The sequence below is a fragment of the Micromonospora humi genome (genome assembly GCF_900090105.1).
Classification (GTDB): Bacteria; Actinomycetota; Actinomycetes; order Mycobacteriales; family Micromonosporaceae; genus Micromonospora; species Micromonospora humi.
This window is the reverse complement of record NZ_FMDM01000014.1, coordinates 115,662-133,735: the sequence shown is the minus strand read 5'-3', so window position 1 is coordinate 133,735 and position 18,074 is coordinate 115,662. Positions and strand designations below refer to the sequence as shown.

Genomic DNA, 18,074 nt, shown 5'->3' with positions numbered 1-18,074 from the left:
GGCCCGGGACCACATGGCCCCGGGCCGCTCCCGTCCCACCCCACCTCGTCGATCTTGCACTTTCTGCCCCGACAAAAGGGGTGGAGTGGGGCACAGTGCGGGCACCAAGTGCAAGATCGCCGAAGCTCCGGCGGGTCAGGGCTCAGGTCAGGGCGTTGACCACGTCGCCGATCACCACGATCGCGGGCGGGCGCAGGGCGGCGGACTCGACGTCGGCGGCGACCGTGGCGAGCGTGGCGCGCAGGGTGCGCTGGGCTGCGGTGGTGCCCTCCTGGATCACCGCGGCGGGGGTTTCCGGCGGCTTGCCGTGCGCGATCAGCGTGGCGGCGATCGCGGCCAGGTTCTTCAGGCCCATCAGGATCACCAGCGTGCCGCGCAGCCCGGCCAGCGACTCCCAGCGCACCAGCGAGGCCGGCGCGTCCGGCGCGACGTGCCCGGAGACCACAGTGAACTCGTGCGCCACCGACCGGTGCGTCACCGGCACCCCGGCCACCCCGGGCACCGCGATCGCGCTGGTCACCCCCGGCACCACGGTCACCGGCACCCCCGCCTCGGCGCAGGCCAGCAGTTCCTCACCACCCCGCCCGAAGACGTACGGGTCGCCGCCCTTGAGCCGCACCACGACCCGGCCGGCCAGGGCGCGTTCCACCAGGATCCGGTTGATCTCCTCCTGGGTGCGCGACGGCCCGTAGGGGATCTTCGACGCGTCGACCAGCTCGACGTCCGGGCGCAGCTCGTCCAGGAGCAGCCCGGGGACGAGCCGGTCGGCCACCACCACCTCGGCCTCGGTGAGCAGCCGCCAGCCCTTCACGGTGATCAGCTCCGGGTCGCCCGGCCCGGCGCCCACCAGCGCGACGCGCCCGCCGGAGGTGTTAAGCGGGGCCCCCTCCTCTACCGAATCCGTTAACTGGGGCCCCCGCCTTGCGCTCAGGAGGGTGCGGACGGCGTCGCGGACGGCCATCGCGCGGCGTGGGTCACCGCCGCCGAGAACCGCCACCGTCACCGGGCCGTGCCGGGTGACCGCGGGCGTCCACGCGCTGGCCGCCGCGCGGTCGTCGGCGCGCACGCAGAAGATCCGTCGCTCGGCCGCGGCGGCGCTGACCGCCGCGGCGGCGAGCCGGTCGTCCACCGCCACCTGGACCAGCCAGGCGCCGTCCAGGTCGCCGGGGACGAACCGGCGCGGCTCCCACCGCAGCCGCCCGGCGTCGGCGTGCGCGCGCAGCGCCGGGGTCAGCTCCGGCGACACCAGCAGCACCTCCGCGCCGGCGTCCAGCAGCGCCGGCACCCGTCGGGTGGCCACCGCTCCCCCGCCCACCACGACCACGCGCCGCCCGGCCAGCCGCAACCCCAGGGGGTACGGGCTCGGCTCGCTCACTTCTCGGCCACCCCGGCCGAGTCGAACGTGGCCACCTCGTGCAGCACCCGGACCGCGCCGGTGACGACCGGCAGGGCGAGCAGCGCCCCGGTGCCCTCGCCGAGCCGCAGTCCCAGGTCGATCAGCGGGTCCAGCCCGAGGTGCCGCAGCGCCGCGGTGGCGCCCGGCTCGGCGCTGCGGTGCCCGGCGACCATGGCGCCCACCGCGTCCGGTGCGAACGCGGCGGCGGCCAGCGCGGCGCTGACCGCGATCACGCCGTCGAGCAGCACCGGCACCCGCCGCGCGGCGGCGCCGAGGATCAGCCCGGCCAGCGCGGCGTGCTCCAGCCCGCCGACCGCGGCGAGCACGCCCAGCGGGTCCGCCGGGTCGGGCGCGTGCCGCTCCAGCGCGGCCCGGACCACCTCCACCTTGCGGGCGTACGTCCCGTCGTCCACGCCGGTGCCCCGGCCGGTCGCCGCCGCCGCGTCCACACCGGTGAACGCGGCGACCAGGGCAGCCGCCGGGGTGGTGTTGCCGATGCCCATGTCGCCGGTGAGCAGGATGCCGGCGCCGGCGTCGACCAGTTCGGCGGCGATCCGGATGCCGGTCTCCACCGCCGCCCGCGCCTCGTCCCGGGTGAGCGCGGCGGTGACCGTCATGTCCCGGGTGCCGAGTCGCACGTTCGCCACCACCAGACGCGGCCCGTCCGGGTCGGCGGGCGTCGCGACGATGTCCGCGGGGCGCGCGACGGGGCCGGCGGCCGGATCGGCGGAGAACCCGGCCGGGTCGGCGGAGAGCCCCGTCGGGTCGGCCGGGTCGGCGGGAAGCGCAGCCAGGTCCGCCGGGTCGGCGGTGCGCGCCGCCGCGGCGGGCGGGGTGGCCGCGAGCGGGGTGGCGACGCCGACGTCCACCACGGTGACCGAGGCGCCGGCCTGCCGGGCGAACGCGTTGACCACCGCGCCGCCGGCCAGGAAGTTGCCGATCATCTGGGCGGTGACCTCCTGCGGCCACGGGCTGACGCCCTGGGCGTGGACGCCGTGGTCGCCCGCGAAGATCGCCACCGCGGCCTGGTCGGGCAGCGGCGGCGGGCAGGTCCCGGCCAGCCCGGCCAGGTGTACCGAGAGTGGCTCCAGGGCGCCGAGCGAGCCGGCGGGCTTGGTCAGCCGGCCCTGGAGTTCGCGGGCGGCCGCCATGGCGGCCTCGTCCAGCGGCCGGATCGCCGCGACGGTGGACTCCAGCATCATGCCTCCAGGATCCCTGCGAACGTCTCGACGAACGCGTCGGTGGTGGCCGGGTCGCGCACCGCGATCCGGAGCCAGTCCGGGCCGAGCCCGGGGAACGTGTCGCCCCGGCGCACCGCCCAGCCCCGCTCCCGCAGCCGCTGTCGCAGCTCGGCCGCGCCGGGTCGGTGGATCAGGACGAAGGCGCTGGCCGGCGCTCCCGCGACGCGTACGCCGGGCAGGCCGGACAGGCGGGTCACCAGGTGGTCGCGGTCGGCGGCGAGGTCGGCGGCGATCGCGCGCTCGGCCGCGACGGCGACCGGCGCGGCGCAGGCGGTGGCCGCGGCGAGCGCCGGGGTGGAGACGGCCCAGAGCGGCTGGGCGGCGGCGAGGCGGGCCAGCAGCCCGGCGTCGCCGAGCAGGTAGCCGATCCGCAGCCCGGCCAACCCCCAGGTCTTGGTGAGGCTGCGGACCACCAGGAGGCCGGGCAGGTCGCGGCGGCCGGCGAGCGACTCGGGCTCGCCGTCGACACCGGGGGCGACGGTGGTGTCCGCGAACGCCTCGTCGACCACCAGCACCCGGCCGGGGCGGGCCAGCGCGGCGACGGCGTCCGCGGGGTGCAGCACCGAGGTCGGGTTGGTGGGATTGCCGATCATGACCAGGTCGGCGTCGGCGGGGACGCGGGCCGGGTCGAGCCGGAAACCGTCGGCCGGGTCGAGCAGCACCCGGTCCACCCGGTGCCCGGTGGCGCGCAGGGCGGCCTCCGGCTCGGTGAACTGCGGGTGCACCACCACCGGGTGGCGGGCGTCGCGCAGCGCGCGGGCGATCAGCACGAAACCCTCGGCGGCGCCGGCGGTGAGGAGTACCTCGTCCGGGGGTCGCCCGTGCCGGTGACCGACGGCGGCGCGGGCCGGCGCCGGGTCCGGGTACGCGGCCAGGTCGCCCAGCGCGGCGGTGATCGGGTCGGCCAACCAGTCGGGCATCGCGGCGCGCCGCACGTTGACCGCCAGGTCGACCAGACCGGGGGTGGCCTCGGCGTCCCCGTGGTGACCCAGGTCGGGTTCGGGCGCGGCGGCGGTCGGTGCGGCGGGCATGACCGCGATCCTGCCGGGAAGCCGCCGTCCGGGACAGCGCATCCCGGCGTGGGGCGCGTCACGACCCCCGCCCGTTTATGAATTCTTCTCATTTCCGAATCGGAAATGTCATAGCTTGACCACGTGAGCAACCGACCCCTTGCCTCCGCCGGTCGTGCCGTGCCCCTTCTCCGCGCCGGGCTGATCGCCGGCATCGTCGTCGCCGCCGCGCTCTATCCGATGGCCGCCGTCACCGGCCTCGGCGCGAAGGCCACCGCGCACGCCGTGCAGCAGAAGACCAACATCCTCAAGACCGCGCTGCCGGCCGAGACCTCGTACGTCTACGCGCCCGACGGCAAGACCGTGCTGACCATGTTCTACGAGGAGTACCGGCAGTACACCAAGATCGAGAACATGTCGCCGAACATCCAGCAGGCGATCGTCGCCGCCGAGGACAACCGCTTCTACCAGCACCACGGCGTCGACCCGAAGGGCGTGGCGCGGGCGTTCGTCTCCAACGCCCGCTCCGGCGGCGTCTCCCAGGGTGCCTCCACGCTCACCATGCAGTACGTGCGGATGGCCCTGCGGGACAGCGCGAGCACGCCCAAGGAGGTCCAGGAGGCCACCCAGCAGACCAGCCTGCGCAAGGTCAAGGAGATGCGCATGGCGCTCGACATCGAGAAGCACCTGACCAAGGAGCAGATCCTCGAGCGCTACCTCAACTCGGCCTACTTCGGCCACCGGGCGTACGGCATCTACGCCGCCTCGCAGATCTTCTTCTCCAAGACCCCGGCGACGCTCAGCCCGGTCGAGGCGGCCACCCTGGCCGGGCTGGTCAAGTCCCCCTCCGAGTACGACCCGATCACCTCCGACCAGAAGGACGCCACCGGCCGGCGCAACTACGTGCTGGACAACATGGCCCGCCTCGGCTACCTGTCGCCGGACGCCGCCGCGACGGCCAAGGGACAGCCGATCAAGCTGAAGCTGACCGACCCGCCGAACGACTGCGCCGCGATCGACGGCGCGCACCGCAGCTGGGGCTTCTACTGCGACTACCTGAAGAACTGGTGGAGCGCGCAGTCCGCGTTCGGCGAGAACCGCCTGGAACGGATGGACAAGCTACGCCGCGGCGGCTACCGGATCGTGCTCGCGCTCGACCCGAAGACCCAGGCGGCGGCCGAGAAGAACGTCGGCGCCAAGGACAACACCGGCAGCCCGTTCGCCAACGGCATCGTGGTCGCCGAACCGGGCACCGGGCGGATCAAGGCGATGGCGGTGAACCGGAACTACTCCCTGGACCTGGCCGAGAACCCGAACAGCTCGAACCCGGAGGCCGGCCCCAAGGTCAAGGCGAACTACCCGAACACGGTGGCACCGCTGCTCGGCGGCGGGACACTCCCCGGCTACCAGGCCGGATCGACGTTCAAGATGTTCCCGATGCTCGCCGCGCTCAACGCCGGGATGCCGCTCTCCACCGCCTACGACTCGCCCTACCGGTACCAGTCCGCGGTCTACGACGGCTGGGCTCCGTCCAACGCCAGCGGCGCGATGACCGGCCGGCAGACCATGTGGTCCGGCTTCGGCAAGTCGGTGAACACCTACTTCGTCCAGCTGGAGGAGAAGGTCGGCGCGGACGCCGGGGTGCGCCTGGCCGAACAACTGGGGCTGCGCTGGCGCACCGACGTGGACAAGGAACAGGCCTCGCCGGCCAAGGCGAAGAAGTGGGGCGCGTTCACGCTGGGCGTCTCCGACGCCACCCCGCTGGAGATGGCGAACGCGTACGCGACCGTCGCCGCCGACGGGCGCTACTGCGAGGCGATCCCGGTCAACGCGATCATGAACCGGGACGGCACGCCGGCCACCTGGTCCACGCCGGGCGGGGTGCAGCGGGAGGTGGCCAAGCCGAGGTGCCGGCAGGTGGTCAACGCGGACGCGGCCCGGGCCGCCACCGACGCGGCGCGCTGCCCGACCGGCGACACCCCGGCCAAGGGAAGCTGCGGCGGCTGGTCGACGGCCGACAGCGTCCGGAAGACGGTCGGTCGCCCGGTGGCCGGCAAGACCGGCACCACGGACAGCACCCGGTCGGCCTGGTTCGTCGGCTACACCCCGGAACTGGCCGCGGCGAGTTTCATCGCCGATCCGGACAACCCCTTCAACGCGGTGGGTGACGGGCAGTCACAGATCCCGGTGAACGCGGTGGCGCAGACGCTGCGCGACGCGCTGAAGGGCCAACCCACCCGCCAGTTCACCCCACCGTCCGACCAGATCGTCGGCTGACCGCCGCCTGCCCGTCCCGGGGGTGCGCCCGGGTCAGTTGATCAAGGAGTTTGCGTCCGGGATCGGGTGATCCCCCGACGCGAACTCCTTGATCGACTTGGGGAGCGGCGGGCCTCAGCGCAGGTCGGCGGCCACGAACGACCACAGCTCCAGGTCGACCCGGGCGCCGCGGACGTAGCCGGCGTTGCGCAGCAGGCCCTCGTAGCTGAAGCCGGCCTTCTCGGCGACCCGCCGCGAGGCGACGTTGCCCGGCGCCACCCGCAGCTCCACCCGGTGGAAACCGTGCTCCAGGATCAACGCGATCGCCACCCCGTCCACCGCCTCCGCGGCCAGGCCGTAGCCCCGGGCGTGCGGCGCGATCGCGTACGACACCTCGGTCAGCCGGGCGCCCCAGTCGGTGCGACGGGTCCAGAGGCAGCCGACCACCCGCTGGTCCTCCCGGCGGACCACCGCCCAGTGGTCGCCGTCGCCGCTGTCCCGCCGCTGCCGGGCCAGCTCGGTGCACCAGGCCCGCCCGTCGATCTGCCCGGCCGCCTCGGCCAGCGGCAACCAGCGCTGCGTCTGCCGGTCGGCGAACACCTCGTCCACCGCCGCCGCGTCGGCCACGGTCAGCCGCCGCACCTCCGTGCGCGGGGTGGACACGGTCAGCGCCGGAAACCGGCGTACCGCCACCTGACCGATCACGCGGGCGCCGCCGCGGGTGTCCGGGCGGCGGCCACCAGGCGCTCGGCGACCCCGGGAAGCGCGGCCCAGTGCGGCACGAGCTGCGAGGCGTGCACGCCGTGGTGGACGAAGCCCTCCGGGGTGCCGCCACCCCACTGCCAGGCCGGGCGGTCACCGGCGCGCGGGGTGAGCACCGCCGCGTGCTGCTTGTGCCCGGTCACCGTGACGCCGGCCGGCGCCACCACGCTGCCGGTGACCGAGGTGGCCTCCCGGTAGCCCACCACCAGACCGTCCCGGACCGTGCCGACCGCGTCGAGCACCCCGCACATCGGCAGGCCGTCCAGCTCGCGAGCCAGCCACAGCAGGCCGGCGCCCTCGGCCACCACCGGGCGGCCGGAGCGGGCCAGCTCGGCCACCGCGATGCAGAGCCGGCGGTTGGCGGAGAGCTGCTCCGCGTACGCCTCGGGGAGCCCGCCGCCGACGACGAGCGCGCGGGCCCCGGCGGGCAGCGCCTCGTCGCGCAGCGGGTCGAACGTGACCACCTCGGCGCCGGCGGCGCGCAGCAGCTCGACCGTCTCCGGGTGGCTGTAGCTGCCGGCCGGACCACCGGCCAGCGCCACCACCGGCCGCCCGCCGGCCTCGGACGGCCCGTCCGCCGACTCGGCCGACCAGGGCCCGACGGTCAGCGCCGGCGCGGAGCGGGCCAGCGTCAGGAGCCGGTCCAGGTCGACGGTGGCGGCCACCGCCTCACCGAGCCGGCGCACCCCACGCTCGGCCTCGGCGTCGCCGCGCACCACCGGAGCGGCGCCGTGCCGGCGGGCGGGCAGCACCGGAGGCAACTCGTGCCGGCGCAACGCCCCGTAGACCGGCACCCCGACGTCGTCCAGCGCCTCGCGCAGCAACTCCTCGTGCCGGGGCGACGCCACCCGGTTGAGGATCACGCCGCCCAGCCAGAGCTGCTCGTCGTACGCCCGGAAGCCGTGCACCAGCGCGGCCACCGACTGGCCCATCGCGGCCACGTCCACCACCAGCACCACCGGGCTGCGCAGCGCGGTGGCGACGGCGGCGGTGGACTCGCTCTCCGGCCGGCCGGCGACCGAGTCGTAGAGACCCATGGTGCCCTGGACCAGCGCGAACCCGGCCCCGGCCGCGCCGTGCGCGAAGAGCGGGGCGATCCGCTCCGGGCCCACCAGGCGCGGGTCGAGCGTGCGCCCCGGCCGGCCGGCGGCCAACCCGAGGTATGCCGCGTCGACCTGGTCCGGCCCGACCTTGAACCCGGCCACCGGCAGCTCCCGGTCGGCCAGGGCCGCGAGCAGGCCGAGGGAGAGGGCACCGGTGCCGTGCCCCGAGGAGGGTGCGCTCAGCACGACGCGGGGCACGTCGGTCATCATCGACTCCTGGATCCGGGGGATTTCCGCCCGCGTGACCATACCCGCCCGGCCCGACGCGCGGCGTCCGCCGGGTGCCGGGATTCCACCGGCAGCCACGAGTGGCCCCGCTCATACGGGTAGCCTTTGCCAACGTGTACCGGTTCCTGCTGACCCCGCGCTGGCTCGGCTACCTCGCGCTGACCCTGGTGGCCGCCGCGGTGATGGTGTTCCTGGGCAACTGGCAGCTGGACCGCTACCACGGCCGCACGGCGATCAACGAACGGATCGACGCCGGCGCCACGATGACCCCCGCGCCGCTGCGCGACGCCATGCCCGCGCCGACCGGCGCCGCCGGCAGCGTGGGCCCGGCCCCGGCCGAGCGGCTAACCTGGAGCCGGGTCACCGCCACCGGTCGCTACGACAGCGCGAACGACGTCCTGATCCGCGGCCGGACCGTGGACAGCACTGTCGGCTTCGAGGTGCTCACCCCGCTGGTGCTCGCCGACGGCAGCGCGGTGCTCGTCGACCGCGGCTGGATCCCGCCGATCCCGGGCGGCGGGGCGACCGTCCAGCCGGCGGTGCCGGCGGCGCCGACCGGCGAGGTCACCGTCACCGGCCGGGTGGTCGGCAGCGAGAGCGGTGGCGGCGGCGTCGCCCGGCGCGACGGCAAGCTGGAGGCGCGGCGGATCGACGTCGCCCGCCTGGCGAAGCAGCTGCCCTACCCGGTGACCGGCGGTTACGTGCTGCTGGACGGGCAGACGCCGGCCGCCGACCCGGCCTTCCGGGCGGTGCCGATCGGGCACACCAACAACTGGCAGAACTTCGGCTACGTGTGGCAGTGGTGGATCTTCGCGGTGATGAGCCTGGTCGGCTACGGCTGGGTGGCACGCCGGGAGGCCCGCCGCCGAGCCGGTCTGGACGGCCCGCGCGTGCCGGTGGACCGGGCCGCCGAGCCGGCCGCCGCCGGCCCCGCCACCTCCTGAGCCCGGACCAGGGGCTCAGCCGGTGACCCGGCCGGCGTGGATCGCCCGGACCGCGTCTATCGTGTCCGCCTCCGCGGCGCTCTTGTCGTCGCGGTAGCGCACCACGCGGGCGAAGCGCAGCGCCATCCCGCCCGGGTAGCGGCTGCTCGTCTGCACCCCGTCGAACGCGATCTCGACCACCTGCTCCGGGCGGACCCGCACCACCCAGTCACCCTTCTCCACGGCCAGCGACAGGAAGCGTTCGGTCTGCCACCGCAGCGTCTCGTCGGTGAGCCCCTTGAACGTCTTGCCCAGCATGACGAACTCGCCGCTGCCCGGGTCGCGGGCGCCGAGGTGCAGGTTGGACAGCCAACCCTGACGCCGGCCGCTGCCCCACTCGACCGCGAGCACCACCAGGTCGAGCGTGTGCCGGGGCTTGACCTTGACCCAGGCCGCGCCGCGCCGCCCGGCGTCGTAGGGCGCGGCCGGGTCCTTGACCACCACGCCCTCCTGACCGGCGTCGATCGCCGCGGCGAACGCGGCGGCGGCCTGTTCCGCGTCGTCCACCTCCACCCGGCCGACCAGCAGCGCCGGATCCACCGCGCGGGCCAGCGTCGCCCACCGCTCCCGCCCGGGCAGGTCGATCAGGTCGGCGCCGTCGAGGTGCAGCAGGTCGAAGAAGTACGGGGTGAGCACCGGCTCGCCGGCCCGCTCGGCGGCGGCCAGCACGGCGGGCGCGACCGGGGCGCGGCCGGTGGTGCTGGGCGTGGTGCGCCGCGCCGCGTGGCTCGACGTCTGCTGGAACGGCAGCGGCCGGCCGGCGGCGTCCAACCCGATCGCCTCGCCGTCGAGCACCAGCTCGCGGGCGGGCAGCGCGCGGACGGCGGCCACCACCTCGGGCAGCCGGCCGGTGATCTCGTCGAGGCTGCGGGTGAAGACCGCGATGTCCGACCCGGAGCGGTGCACCTGGATGCGGATGCCGTCGAGTTTGACGTCGACCACGGCCGGCGCGCCGGTCGCGGTGAGCGCCTCGTCGACAGTGGGCGCGCTCTGCGCCAGCATCGGCGCGAGCGGACGGCCCACCTGGAGCCCGAACCCGGCCAGTGCGGCGGCGCCGCCGGTGAGCGCCGCGACCGCCACCGCCCGCAGGTCACCGGCGAGCAGCAGGGCCCGCCGGACGGCCGGGACCGGCACGTCGGCGGCTCGGGCCACCGCCTCGGCGAGCAGGCCGGCCTGGGCGCCCTGCCGCAGCTCGCCGCGGAACAGGCCGACCAGCAGGCGCTGCTCGTCGGCGGTGGCCGCGGCGAACAACCGGCCGACCAGCTCCCGCCGCCGGGCCTGGGAGCCGGCGCCGGCGACCCGGGAGATCTCCTCGATCCCCGCGTCGACGGCGGTCACGGTCAGGGTCGGCTCGGCCGCCGGTGGTGGCAGGTCCCGCAGCCCCGCCCAGCCGACACCGGTCTGCCGCTGCCGCAGCTCACCGGCGAGGTAGCCGGCGCCGGCCGGGATCTCGCCCGGGTCGAGCGCGCGCAGCGCGGCGGCCAGCAGCTCCACCTTGGCCCGCCGGCCGCCGGTGGCCCCGACCGCGGCCGAGGTGGCCGCCAGTTCCGCGAAACGCACGCCCACATCCTGCCAGCCGGCGGTGACACCGGGGCGGTTCCAGCGGCCCGGCGCACCGTTTCGGGTGCGCCGGACCGCCGGACGCCCGGACGCGCGCGGCCCGTCGTGCCGGTCGCCGGGCCGCGCGCGCCGGGCCGCTTCTGGCGCCCGAAGATCAGGCCGAGACCGGCTCCTCGACCCGCAGGCCGCGCCCGCGCACCCCCTCGGCCACCCGGGTGAGCAGCGCGTCGAGCGTGACCAGCGTGGCCGAGAGCTCACCGAGCTGTTCCTTGAGCGTGGCCTCGGGCCACGCGGAGACGTCGACGTCCCCCAGAGCACGGACGGCGGCCTGGAGCCGCGCCATCTCGTCGTTCGTACGCATGTTCGAAAGGCTATAACACCCGACCGGCCGACACGCCGCAAACTCCGACATCCATCCCGAAGTTACGGTTTCGACACCGAGCGTGTCGCGACCGGACAGAGAGGTCGGCCCGCAACGCCGACGGCAGCGGCACCCGTCGTACGGCCAGGTCAGGCGCGGCCCGCCTCGGCCACCTTCGCCAGCAGCAGCGCCTCGGCCAGGCAGACCCGGGCGAACTCGCCCAGGTGCAGGCTCTCGTTCGGCCCGTGCGCCCGGGCGTGCGGGTCCTCCACGCCGGTCACCAGGATCGCCGCCGCCGGGAACATCTCCTGGAACGTGGCGATGAACGGGATCGAGCCGCCGACCCCGATGTCGACCGGGTCGGTGCCGTCCCAGGCGCCCCGGAACGCCGCCCGCGCCGCGTCGAACATCGGGCCGCTCGCGTCGATCACGCAGGGCGCGCCGTCGTGCTCGAACGTCACCGTCACCTGCGCGCCCCACGGCGCGTTCCGCTCCAGGTGCGCGGTCAACGCCGCATACGCCTTCTTCGGGTCGTCGCCCGGCGCCAGCCGTACGCTCAGCTTCGCCTTCGCGGCGGGGACCAGCGCGTTCGGCGCCTCCCCGGTGGCCGGCGCGTCGACGCCGAGGATCGCCAGCGCCGGCTTCGTCCAGAGCCGGTCGGTGATCCGGCCGGTGCCGAACAGCCGCGCGCCGTCGACCAGGCCGGCCTCGGCGCGGAACCGGTCCTCCGGGTAGTCGACGCTCGCACCCTCGCGCCCGGCCAGGCCGTCCACCGCCACGTCGCCGGCGTCGTCGTGCAGCGTGCCGAGCAGCTTCACCAGGGCGGTGAGCGCATCCGGCACGGCGCCGCCGAACATGCCGCTGTGTACCGCGTGGTCGAGCGTGCGCACCTCCACGAAGCAGTTCACGATGCCGCGCAGCGAGGTGGTCAACGCCGGCACCCCGACGTCCCAGTTGGTGGAGTCGGCGATCACGATGACGTCCGAGGCCAGGTCGTCGCGGTGTTCGGCGAGCAGCCGTTCCAGCGAGTCCGAGCCGTACTCCTCCTCACCCTCGACGAACAGCACCACGCCGACCGGCAGCCGGTCGCCGAACGCGCGCAGCGCGGCGACGTGCGCCATGATGCCCGCCTTGTCGTCGGCCGCACCCCGGCCGTAGAGGCGGCCGTCGCGCTCCACCGGCTCGAACGGGTCGGACTCCCACAGCGACAGGTCACCGACCGGCTGCACGTCGTGGTGGGCGTAGAGCAGCACGGTGGGCGCGCCGGCCGGGGCCGCCTTCGTCCCGATCACCGCCGGCTGGCCGCCGGAGCGGACGATCCGGGTGTCCAGGCCGCAACCGCGCAGCAACTCCGCCACCGCCTCGGCGGAACGCTCCACGTGCGAGTGGTCGAAGCCCTCGAAGGCGATGCCCGGAATGCGGACGAGTCGTTCGAGGTCGGCACGGACGCCGGGCAGTTCCCGCGCGACGGCGGCCCGCACCTCGGACTCGGAGATGATCGGAGTGGTCATGACCGGAATCGTATGCCGGCCTTACCCGGCCACGCCGTCCGAGCCCGGACGCCGACCGTGCCGCACGAAGTAGCGGTCCGGATCGTGCGGCAGGCCGGGAGCGCCGTCGACGACCAGGTCCACCGCCGCCTCGGTGCCGTCGGCGGCGAAGTGCGCCCGCTCGCCGGCGTGCCAGCGGCGCAACTCCGGCAGGACCCCCGCGCCGTCGCGGGCCAGCGCCCGGGACAGCCGCAGCTCGGCCGGCGCGGTGACGAGCGCGGAGAGCGTCAGCTCGGGACGTACGGCGGCGCGCGCGGCGCTCACCCCCTCGACGATCAGCACCGGCGCCACCGGCACCGGCACCACCCGGTCCAGGAAACGCCGACGGACCCAGCTGTACCGGCGGTAGCCGCCCGGCCGGCCGGCCCGCACCGGCCCGAGCACCCACTCCTCCAGCCGCGCCCAGAACGTGAGCTGGTCGTCCCAGCCGTCGAGCAGGTCGTCGGTGCGGACCAGCGGCGGCCGGTCGCCGCCGGTCGCCGCGAACGCCTCCGCGAGGCGCGTCGCGAAGACGCTCTTGCCCGCGCCGCTCGGCCCGTCCACCGCCACCAGTCGGGTACGCCCCAACCGCGCCGGCCCGGCCAGCACCCGCCGGACCAGTCCGGCGTACGCCTCGACCACCGCGACGTTCACCCGACCGACGCTAACGTTTCCCCCGTCCGCTGGATCCTGCGACCCGGGCGGGCCGTTTCGCCCGGCGGTGTCGCCGGGCCGCGGGCATGATCTGGGGGTGCTCCATGACGTGATGTGTCCGGGCGTCGACGCCCTCCTGGAACAGGCCCGCGCCGGTCTCCGCCGGCTCACCCCGCACGAGACCGTCGAGGCGGTCCGCAACGGCGCGCTGCTGATCGACACGCGCACCGAGGCGCAGCGTCGCGAGGAGGGTGAGCTGCCCGGCGCGATCGTCATCGACCGCACCGTGCTGGAGTGGCGGCTCGACCCGGCCAGCGAGTGGCGCATCCCGGAGGCGATCGGCTACGACCGCGAGATCGTGGTGGCCTGCCGGCAGGGCTTCAGCTCCAGCCTGGCCGCCGCCAGCCTCCAGACGCTCGGCCTGCGGCACGCCACCGACATGATCGGCGGCGTGCAGGGCTGGCGGGAGGCCGGCCTGCCGATGTCCGACCGCCCGGCCGACGTGCGCCACTGACCCGCCCGGGTGCTGCCGGGTCGTTCCGGTCAGGACGGGCCGGGCGGCTGCCCGGGCGCGCCGGGCGGCACGAACGGCAGGCCCGGCGGCGGGCCGTCCTCGATCAGCCGCCGCAGCGCGCGGGTGTCGAGGTGCTCCTCCACCAGGTCGCCGAGCAGGTCCAGCGTCCGTTCCCGAACCGCCGCGAACGACGTGTCCGGCGCCACCTTGAAACCGGTCCGACCGGCCACCCCGGCGACCTCGGTGAGGAACCGGCGGCGGAACGCGTCGGACTCGAACGCGCCGTGCCAGTGCGTCCCGTACACCGCGCCGAGCCGGGCGCCCTCGCCGGTGCCGTCGGCGTGGCGCAGCAGCGGCGGCAGCCCCGGGTCGGCGGCGGAGACCCGGCCGTGGTGGATCTCGTACCCGTGCACCGGCACGTCCCCGGCCGCGGCGCCCTCGGCCCGGCGGACCGTCTTGCGCGGATCGAAGGTGATCTCGACGGGCAGCAGCCCGAGGCCGGGCACGGTGCCCTGGCGGCTCTCCACCGGGTCGTGGATCGCCCGGCCCAGCATCTGGAACCCGCCGCAGATGCCGAGCAGCGGACGGCCGGCGGCGGCGTGCGCCCGCACCGCGTCGGCCAACCCGCTCTCCCGCAGCCAGGCCAGGTCGGCGACGGTCGACTTGGAGCCGGGCAGCACCACCAGGTCGGCGGCGGCCAGTTCGGCCGGCTCGACGGTCAGCCGCACCCGCACCCCCGGCTCGGTGGCGAGCGCCTCGACATCGGTGGCGTTGCTGATCCGGGGCAGCCGGACCACCGCGACGTCGAGCCAGTCCGTGCCGCGCGGCGCCGCCGGCCGGCCGAGCACCCGCCCGTACGCGAGCGAGTCCTCCGCGTCGAGCCACAGGTCCAGCGCCCACGGCAGCACGCCGTAGGTGGGTCGGCCGGTGACCTGGCGGAGCATGCCCAGACCGGGCCGGAGCAACCCGACGTCACCCCGGAACTTGTTGATCACGAAGCCGGCGACCAGCGCCTGGTCGGCCGCGTCGAGCAGGGCCACGGTGCCGAACATCGAGGCGAACACCCCGCCCCGGTCGATGTCGCCGACCACGATCGCGGGCAGGCCGGCGTGGCGGGCCAGCCCCATGTTGACGTAGTCGCCGGCCCGCAGGTTGATCTCCGCGGGGCTGCCCGCGCCCTCGCAGATCACCGCGTCGTACTCGGTCCGCAGCTCGGCCAGCGCCGCGTACGCGGTGGCGGCGAGCCGGGGCCGCAACGTGTGGAAGTTGCCGGCGGTGACCGTGTCGACCGCCTCGCCGAGCAGCACCACCTGGCTGGCCTGGTCGCTGCCCGGTTTGAGCAGCACCGGGTTGAAGCGCAGGTCGGGCGCGAGCCCGGCGGCGGCGGCCTGCATGGCCTGAGCCCGGCCGAGTTCCCCACCCCGGCCGTCCGGGCCGACCACCACGGCCGAGTTGTTGGACATGTTCTGCGCCTTGAACGGCGCGACCCGGACCCCCTGGCGGCGCAGCCAGCGGCAGATCCCGGCGGTGAGCACGCTCTTGCCGGCGTCGGAGGTGGTGCCGGCGACCAGCAGCCCGCCGCTCACCGCCCGCTCCCCCGGCCGCCACGCGCGATGCGCGCGGCGCCGACGCTCCGGACGAGGCCCCGACCGTCGCGCTCGGGAGCACCGAGCGTGCGCCCGGCGGAGCCGGTGATCGTACGCCCGGTGGCGGCGCTGATCGTGCGCCCGGGAGCGCCGCTGATCGTGCGCCCGGGAGCGCCGGTGATCGTGCGCAACGCGGCGCGGGCGGTGGCGCCGGCCAGCCGGCCCACCGTCACCGGGTAGAGCGCGGCCAACCCGAGCGCGGCCAGGCTCACCGCGCCGGAGACCCGGGCCGCCCGCTTCAGGTGTCGCGCCTCCGGCCGAGGGCCGTCACCGAGGAACGGCCGCGTCTCGGAGCGGCCGAAGTAGACGTTGCGCCCGCCCAGCCGGACGCCGAGCGCGCCCGCCATCGCCGCCTCGCACTGCCCGGCGTTCGGGCTCGGATGGTCGGCCCGGTCCCGCCGCCAGACGTGCCAGGCCGTCGCCCGGTCCCCGTGCACCACCGGCGCGACGGCCACCGTGAGCAGCCCGGTCAGCCGGGACGGCACCAGGTTGAGCAGGTCGTCCAGCCGCGCCGCCGGGGTGCCGAAGCGGGCGTACCGGGGTGAGCGGTGACCGACCATGGCGTCGAGCGTGTTCGCCGCCCGGTAGCCGAGCAGGCCGGGCAGCCCGGCGACCGCGCCCCACACCAGCGGCGCGACCACCGCGTCGGAGGTGTTCTCGGCGACCGACTCGACGGTGGCGCGGGCCAGCTCCGGCTCGTCCAGGGCGGACGGGTCCCGCCCGCACAGGTGACCGAGACGGGCCCGGGCGGCGGGCAGGTCGGCGCGACGCAGCGACCGCCCCATCACCCGCGACTCGTGCCGCAGGGTCCGTCCGCCCAGCACCGTCCAGGTGCCGGCGGCCACCAGCGCGGCCCGGGCCACCGGGTGACGCCTGGTGGCCAGTGCGGCGGCGGCGCCGAGGAGTGCCGGCGCGCCGACCGCCAGCGCCGTGAACGCGGCTCCGGCCGACCGCCGGGGGCGGTAGATCCGTCGCTCCAGCGCGCCGGCCGCGTGGCCGAAGCCGGCCACCGGATGCCACCTGCGCGGGTCACCGAGCAGCGCGTCGAGCGCGTACCCCGCCGCCAGCCCGGTCGCGTTCGCCATGGCGGTCGCCTGTCGCACCCGTCACCACCTCCGGCCGGCCAGCCTAGCCGCACCGGCGGTTCCCGGCGGACGCTCCGACCACCCTGGCAGTTCAGCCTCCCCGCTGCCGACCGTGCGGCCCGCCCCGGCACAACGATGCGAGGTATACGACGGAAGAGGCGTCCTCTCCGAGGCCGCCGCATCGCCGTACCGCGGGGTGGCCACGCCGACGTCGCCACCCCGCGCCCCCGTCGCACGGCCCAGGCCTCAGACGGCCACCGTGCTACGCCGTCGGCCGCGGCGCCCCGAGGCGGACCCGCCGTCGGACCCCGCGGCCCTCGGCCCGTCGTCGACGGGCAGCTCCACCTCGGTCAGCTCGTCGTCCTCGGCCGCGACCGGCTTGTCTCCCTCCTCCTCGCCATCCCCCGACTCCCCGGGGCGAGCGTCGAACGGGTCGAGTGCGGCCATCCGGTCGAGCGTGCCGGAGAGACCGACGTGCGCCGCCCCGAACTCCGGCGCCGGGAAGTCGTCGACGAACGGCCGGGCGTCGAACGTGGTCGGGGCCTGCTCGTCGGGCACCGGCTCGGTCGCCTCGCCGTGCACGCGCTGCTCCGCCTCGGCGTCCTCGACCGAGCTGGTGGCCGCGCGCGGCTGGTTGCGCAGGAAGCGGGCCCGCCCCCGGGACAGGTCGTGGCCGACCGCGACCGCCTCCAGTTCGTAGAGCGTGCGGTGGTTGCCGGCCTCGTCGGTCCAGTCGCGGGTGTAGAGGCGGCCGGCGACGATCACCGGATCGCCCAGGGCCACCGACGCCGCCACCCCCTCGGCGAGCCGTCGCCAGCAGTTCACCCGCACCCGCAGGCTGTTGCCGTCGACCCAGCGGCCGCTGTCCCGGTCGAGCCGGCGCGCGGTCGAGGCGACCTTGAAGTTGGCCACGAGCGTGCCGCTCTGCGTGGTGCGGCGCCACTCCGGCGCGGTCAGCACGTTGCCGACGATCGTGACGTAGGTGTCGAACATCGCCCCTCCCAGGGATCGGTTGTCCGGACGAGCGTGGGCCGAACCGGGCCGTCCGGGCAGCCCGCCGACCCCGCGCCTGTGGACGACGCACGGCTTGTGGACAACCGCCTGATCAAGGGCCCCGTCTGCTAGGCCGATGGGCCCTACGGGTACGACCTGCGGCGACACATGATCGGAACGTGACCGGCGGGAGGCGTTCCGGAATCGCGCCGGTTGGGTAAGTACTTGATCAACCGAGAGAAAGGGAGCGCCGATGCTTCTCCGAGACGTCCGCGAGGCAGGGCGATGAGCGCCGTGGCGAACCCCGCGACCGTGGGCGAGTGCCTGCGGGTCGGTGCCGGGTTCTCCCAGGGCGACCGCAACTGGATCGCCGAGCAGTTCGCGACGCTTGACGCCCGACTCGCCGGCTTCCACGCCGACGCCACCGAACTGGAGGTGTCGGTCAAGGACCGCGAGGCCCGGGGCCAGAAGGTGACCCTGGAGTGCTGGGTGGCCGGCCGGCAGAAGATCGTCACCACCTCGACCGAGGAGGACCTGCACGCCGCGCTCAACGACGTCCGGGACGACCTGCGCCGCAAGCTCAACGACGCGAAGACCCGGCAGGAGCCGCGCAGCAACAAGCACCTGCGCGCGACGGAGCAGCCCGACCCCGTCCCGCTGGAGGACGCGTTGCGGCAGGACACCGAGACCGCCTGAGTTCCCGTACGCCCCCGCCCGCACGGTGCCGGCGGGCGGGGGTCCCGCGCTCGGCCC

Annotated in this window: 15 protein-coding genes and 1 pseudogene; 4 read left to right on the top strand and 12 right to left on the bottom strand. The window is 75.6% G+C overall.

Translation table 11 applies throughout. From position 1 onward, the window contains the following. Positions 1 to 142: 142 nt before the first annotated feature. From cobA to cobC, 3 genes are read right to left on the bottom strand one after another with little or no spacing between them, the layout of a single operon-like run. Positions 143 to 1,375 carry a uroporphyrinogen-III C-methyltransferase gene (gene cobA / locus GA0070213_RS24425; RefSeq protein WP_091069497.1) on the bottom strand — a complete coding sequence of 411 codons (1,233 nt, stop codon included), beginning with the start codon at positions 1,373 to 1,375 and terminating at the stop codon, positions 143 to 145. Further along, complete coding sequence (locus GA0070213_RS24420) at positions 1,372 to 2,595, bottom strand: nicotinate-nucleotide--dimethylbenzimidazole phosphoribosyltransferase (RefSeq protein ID WP_175441476.1); 1,224 nt, start codon at positions 2,593 to 2,595, stop codon at positions 1,372 to 1,374. The genes cobA and GA0070213_RS24420 overlap by 4 nt, the downstream gene beginning before the upstream one ends. Continuing rightward, positions 2,595 to 3,668, bottom strand: a complete 1,074-nt coding sequence (gene cobC / locus GA0070213_RS24415; RefSeq protein ID WP_091069493.1) for an Rv2231c family histidinol phosphate aminotransferase CobC — start codon at positions 3,666 to 3,668, stop codon at positions 2,595 to 2,597. Before cobC ends, GA0070213_RS24420 begins: the two co-directional genes overlap by 1 nt. Before the next feature lie 123 nt (positions 3,669 to 3,791). On the opposite strand from cobC, the gene GA0070213_RS24410 reads away from it, so the two are divergent. Further along, positions 3,792 to 5,924, top strand: a complete 2,133-nt coding sequence (locus GA0070213_RS24410; RefSeq protein ID WP_091069490.1) for a transglycosylase domain-containing protein — start codon at positions 3,792 to 3,794, stop codon at positions 5,922 to 5,924. A 114-nt stretch (positions 5,925 to 6,038) separates the two neighbouring features. On the opposite strand, the gene GA0070213_RS24405 is transcribed toward GA0070213_RS24410, so the two are convergent. Together GA0070213_RS24405 and GA0070213_RS24400 are read right to left on the bottom strand one after the other, a co-directional pair. Then, a complete protein-coding gene (locus tag GA0070213_RS24405; protein WP_091069487.1) occupies positions 6,039 to 6,608 on the bottom strand; it encodes a GNAT family N-acetyltransferase in 570 nt (189 codons plus the stop codon). Beyond that, positions 6,605 to 7,975 carry a cobyrinic acid a,c-diamide synthase CobB gene (locus tag GA0070213_RS24400; protein ID WP_091069634.1) on the bottom strand — a complete coding sequence of 457 codons (1,371 nt, stop codon included), beginning with the start codon at positions 7,973 to 7,975 and terminating at the stop codon, positions 6,605 to 6,607. Before GA0070213_RS24400 ends, GA0070213_RS24405 begins: the two co-directional genes overlap by 4 nt. 134 nt (positions 7,976 to 8,109) lie before the next feature. Between GA0070213_RS24400 and GA0070213_RS24395 the strand changes: the two genes are divergently transcribed. Beyond that, positions 8,110 to 8,940 (top strand): SURF1 family cytochrome oxidase biogenesis protein, encoded by an 831-nt coding sequence (locus GA0070213_RS24395; protein WP_091069484.1) that lies wholly within the window; start codon positions 8,110 to 8,112, stop codon positions 8,938 to 8,940. Between the two features lie 15 nt (positions 8,941 to 8,955). On the opposite strand, the gene GA0070213_RS24390 is transcribed toward GA0070213_RS24395, so the two are convergent. From GA0070213_RS24390 to GA0070213_RS24375, 4 genes and pseudogenes are all read right to left on the bottom strand, one after another. Next, the gene (locus tag GA0070213_RS24390) at positions 8,956 to 10,539 is read right to left on the bottom strand and encodes an ATP-dependent DNA ligase (RefSeq protein WP_091069633.1); all 1,584 of its coding nucleotides are present in this window, start codon (positions 10,537 to 10,539) and stop codon (positions 8,956 to 8,958) included. A 154-nt stretch (positions 10,540 to 10,693) separates the two neighbouring features. Further along, on the bottom strand, positions 10,694 to 10,900 hold the full coding sequence (locus GA0070213_RS24385) for a hypothetical protein (RefSeq protein ID WP_091069481.1): 207 nt from the start codon (positions 10,898 to 10,900) through the stop codon (positions 10,694 to 10,696). Between the two features lie 149 nt (positions 10,901 to 11,049). Further along, positions 11,050 to 12,411, bottom strand: coding sequence for a dipeptidase (locus GA0070213_RS24380; protein ID WP_091069479.1), 1,362 nt, complete (start codon positions 12,409 to 12,411; stop codon positions 11,050 to 11,052). Next, positions 12,386 to 13,083, bottom strand: a pseudogene (locus tag GA0070213_RS24375) (uridine kinase family protein); the annotation flags it as partial. The gene GA0070213_RS24380 and the pseudogene GA0070213_RS24375, both read right to left, overlap by 26 nt. 112 nt (positions 13,084 to 13,195) lie before the next feature. Here GA0070213_RS24375 and GA0070213_RS24370 point away from each other — a divergent pair. After that, positions 13,196 to 13,597 carry a rhodanese-like domain-containing protein gene (locus GA0070213_RS24370; RefSeq protein ID WP_091069476.1) on the top strand — a complete coding sequence of 134 codons (402 nt, stop codon included), beginning with the start codon at positions 13,196 to 13,198 and terminating at the stop codon, positions 13,595 to 13,597. A gap of 29 nt (positions 13,598 to 13,626) precedes the next feature. Here GA0070213_RS24370 and GA0070213_RS24365 read toward each other — a convergent pair whose 3' ends face one another. The 3 genes from GA0070213_RS24365 to ssb form a co-directional block, all read right to left on the bottom strand. Beyond that, positions 13,627 to 15,183 (bottom strand): cobyric acid synthase, encoded by a 1,557-nt coding sequence (locus tag GA0070213_RS24365; protein WP_091069474.1) that lies wholly within the window; start codon positions 15,181 to 15,183, stop codon positions 13,627 to 13,629. Continuing rightward, complete coding sequence (locus GA0070213_RS24360; RefSeq protein WP_425412859.1) at positions 15,180 to 16,346, bottom strand: cobalamin biosynthesis protein; 1,167 nt, start codon at positions 16,344 to 16,346, stop codon at positions 15,180 to 15,182. The genes GA0070213_RS24365 and GA0070213_RS24360 overlap by 4 nt, the downstream gene beginning before the upstream one ends. A gap of 228 nt (positions 16,347 to 16,574) precedes the next feature. Further along, positions 16,575 to 17,321, bottom strand: coding sequence for a single-stranded DNA-binding protein (gene ssb / locus GA0070213_RS24355; protein ID WP_091069471.1), 747 nt, complete (start codon positions 17,319 to 17,321; stop codon positions 16,575 to 16,577). Positions 17,322 to 17,606: 285 nt separating this feature from the next. On the opposite strand from ssb, the gene GA0070213_RS24350 reads away from it, so the two are divergent. Further along, positions 17,607 to 18,017, top strand: coding sequence for an HPF/RaiA family ribosome-associated protein (locus GA0070213_RS24350; protein WP_091069469.1), 411 nt, complete (start codon positions 17,607 to 17,609; stop codon positions 18,015 to 18,017). Positions 18,018 to 18,074: the final 57 nt, after the last annotated feature.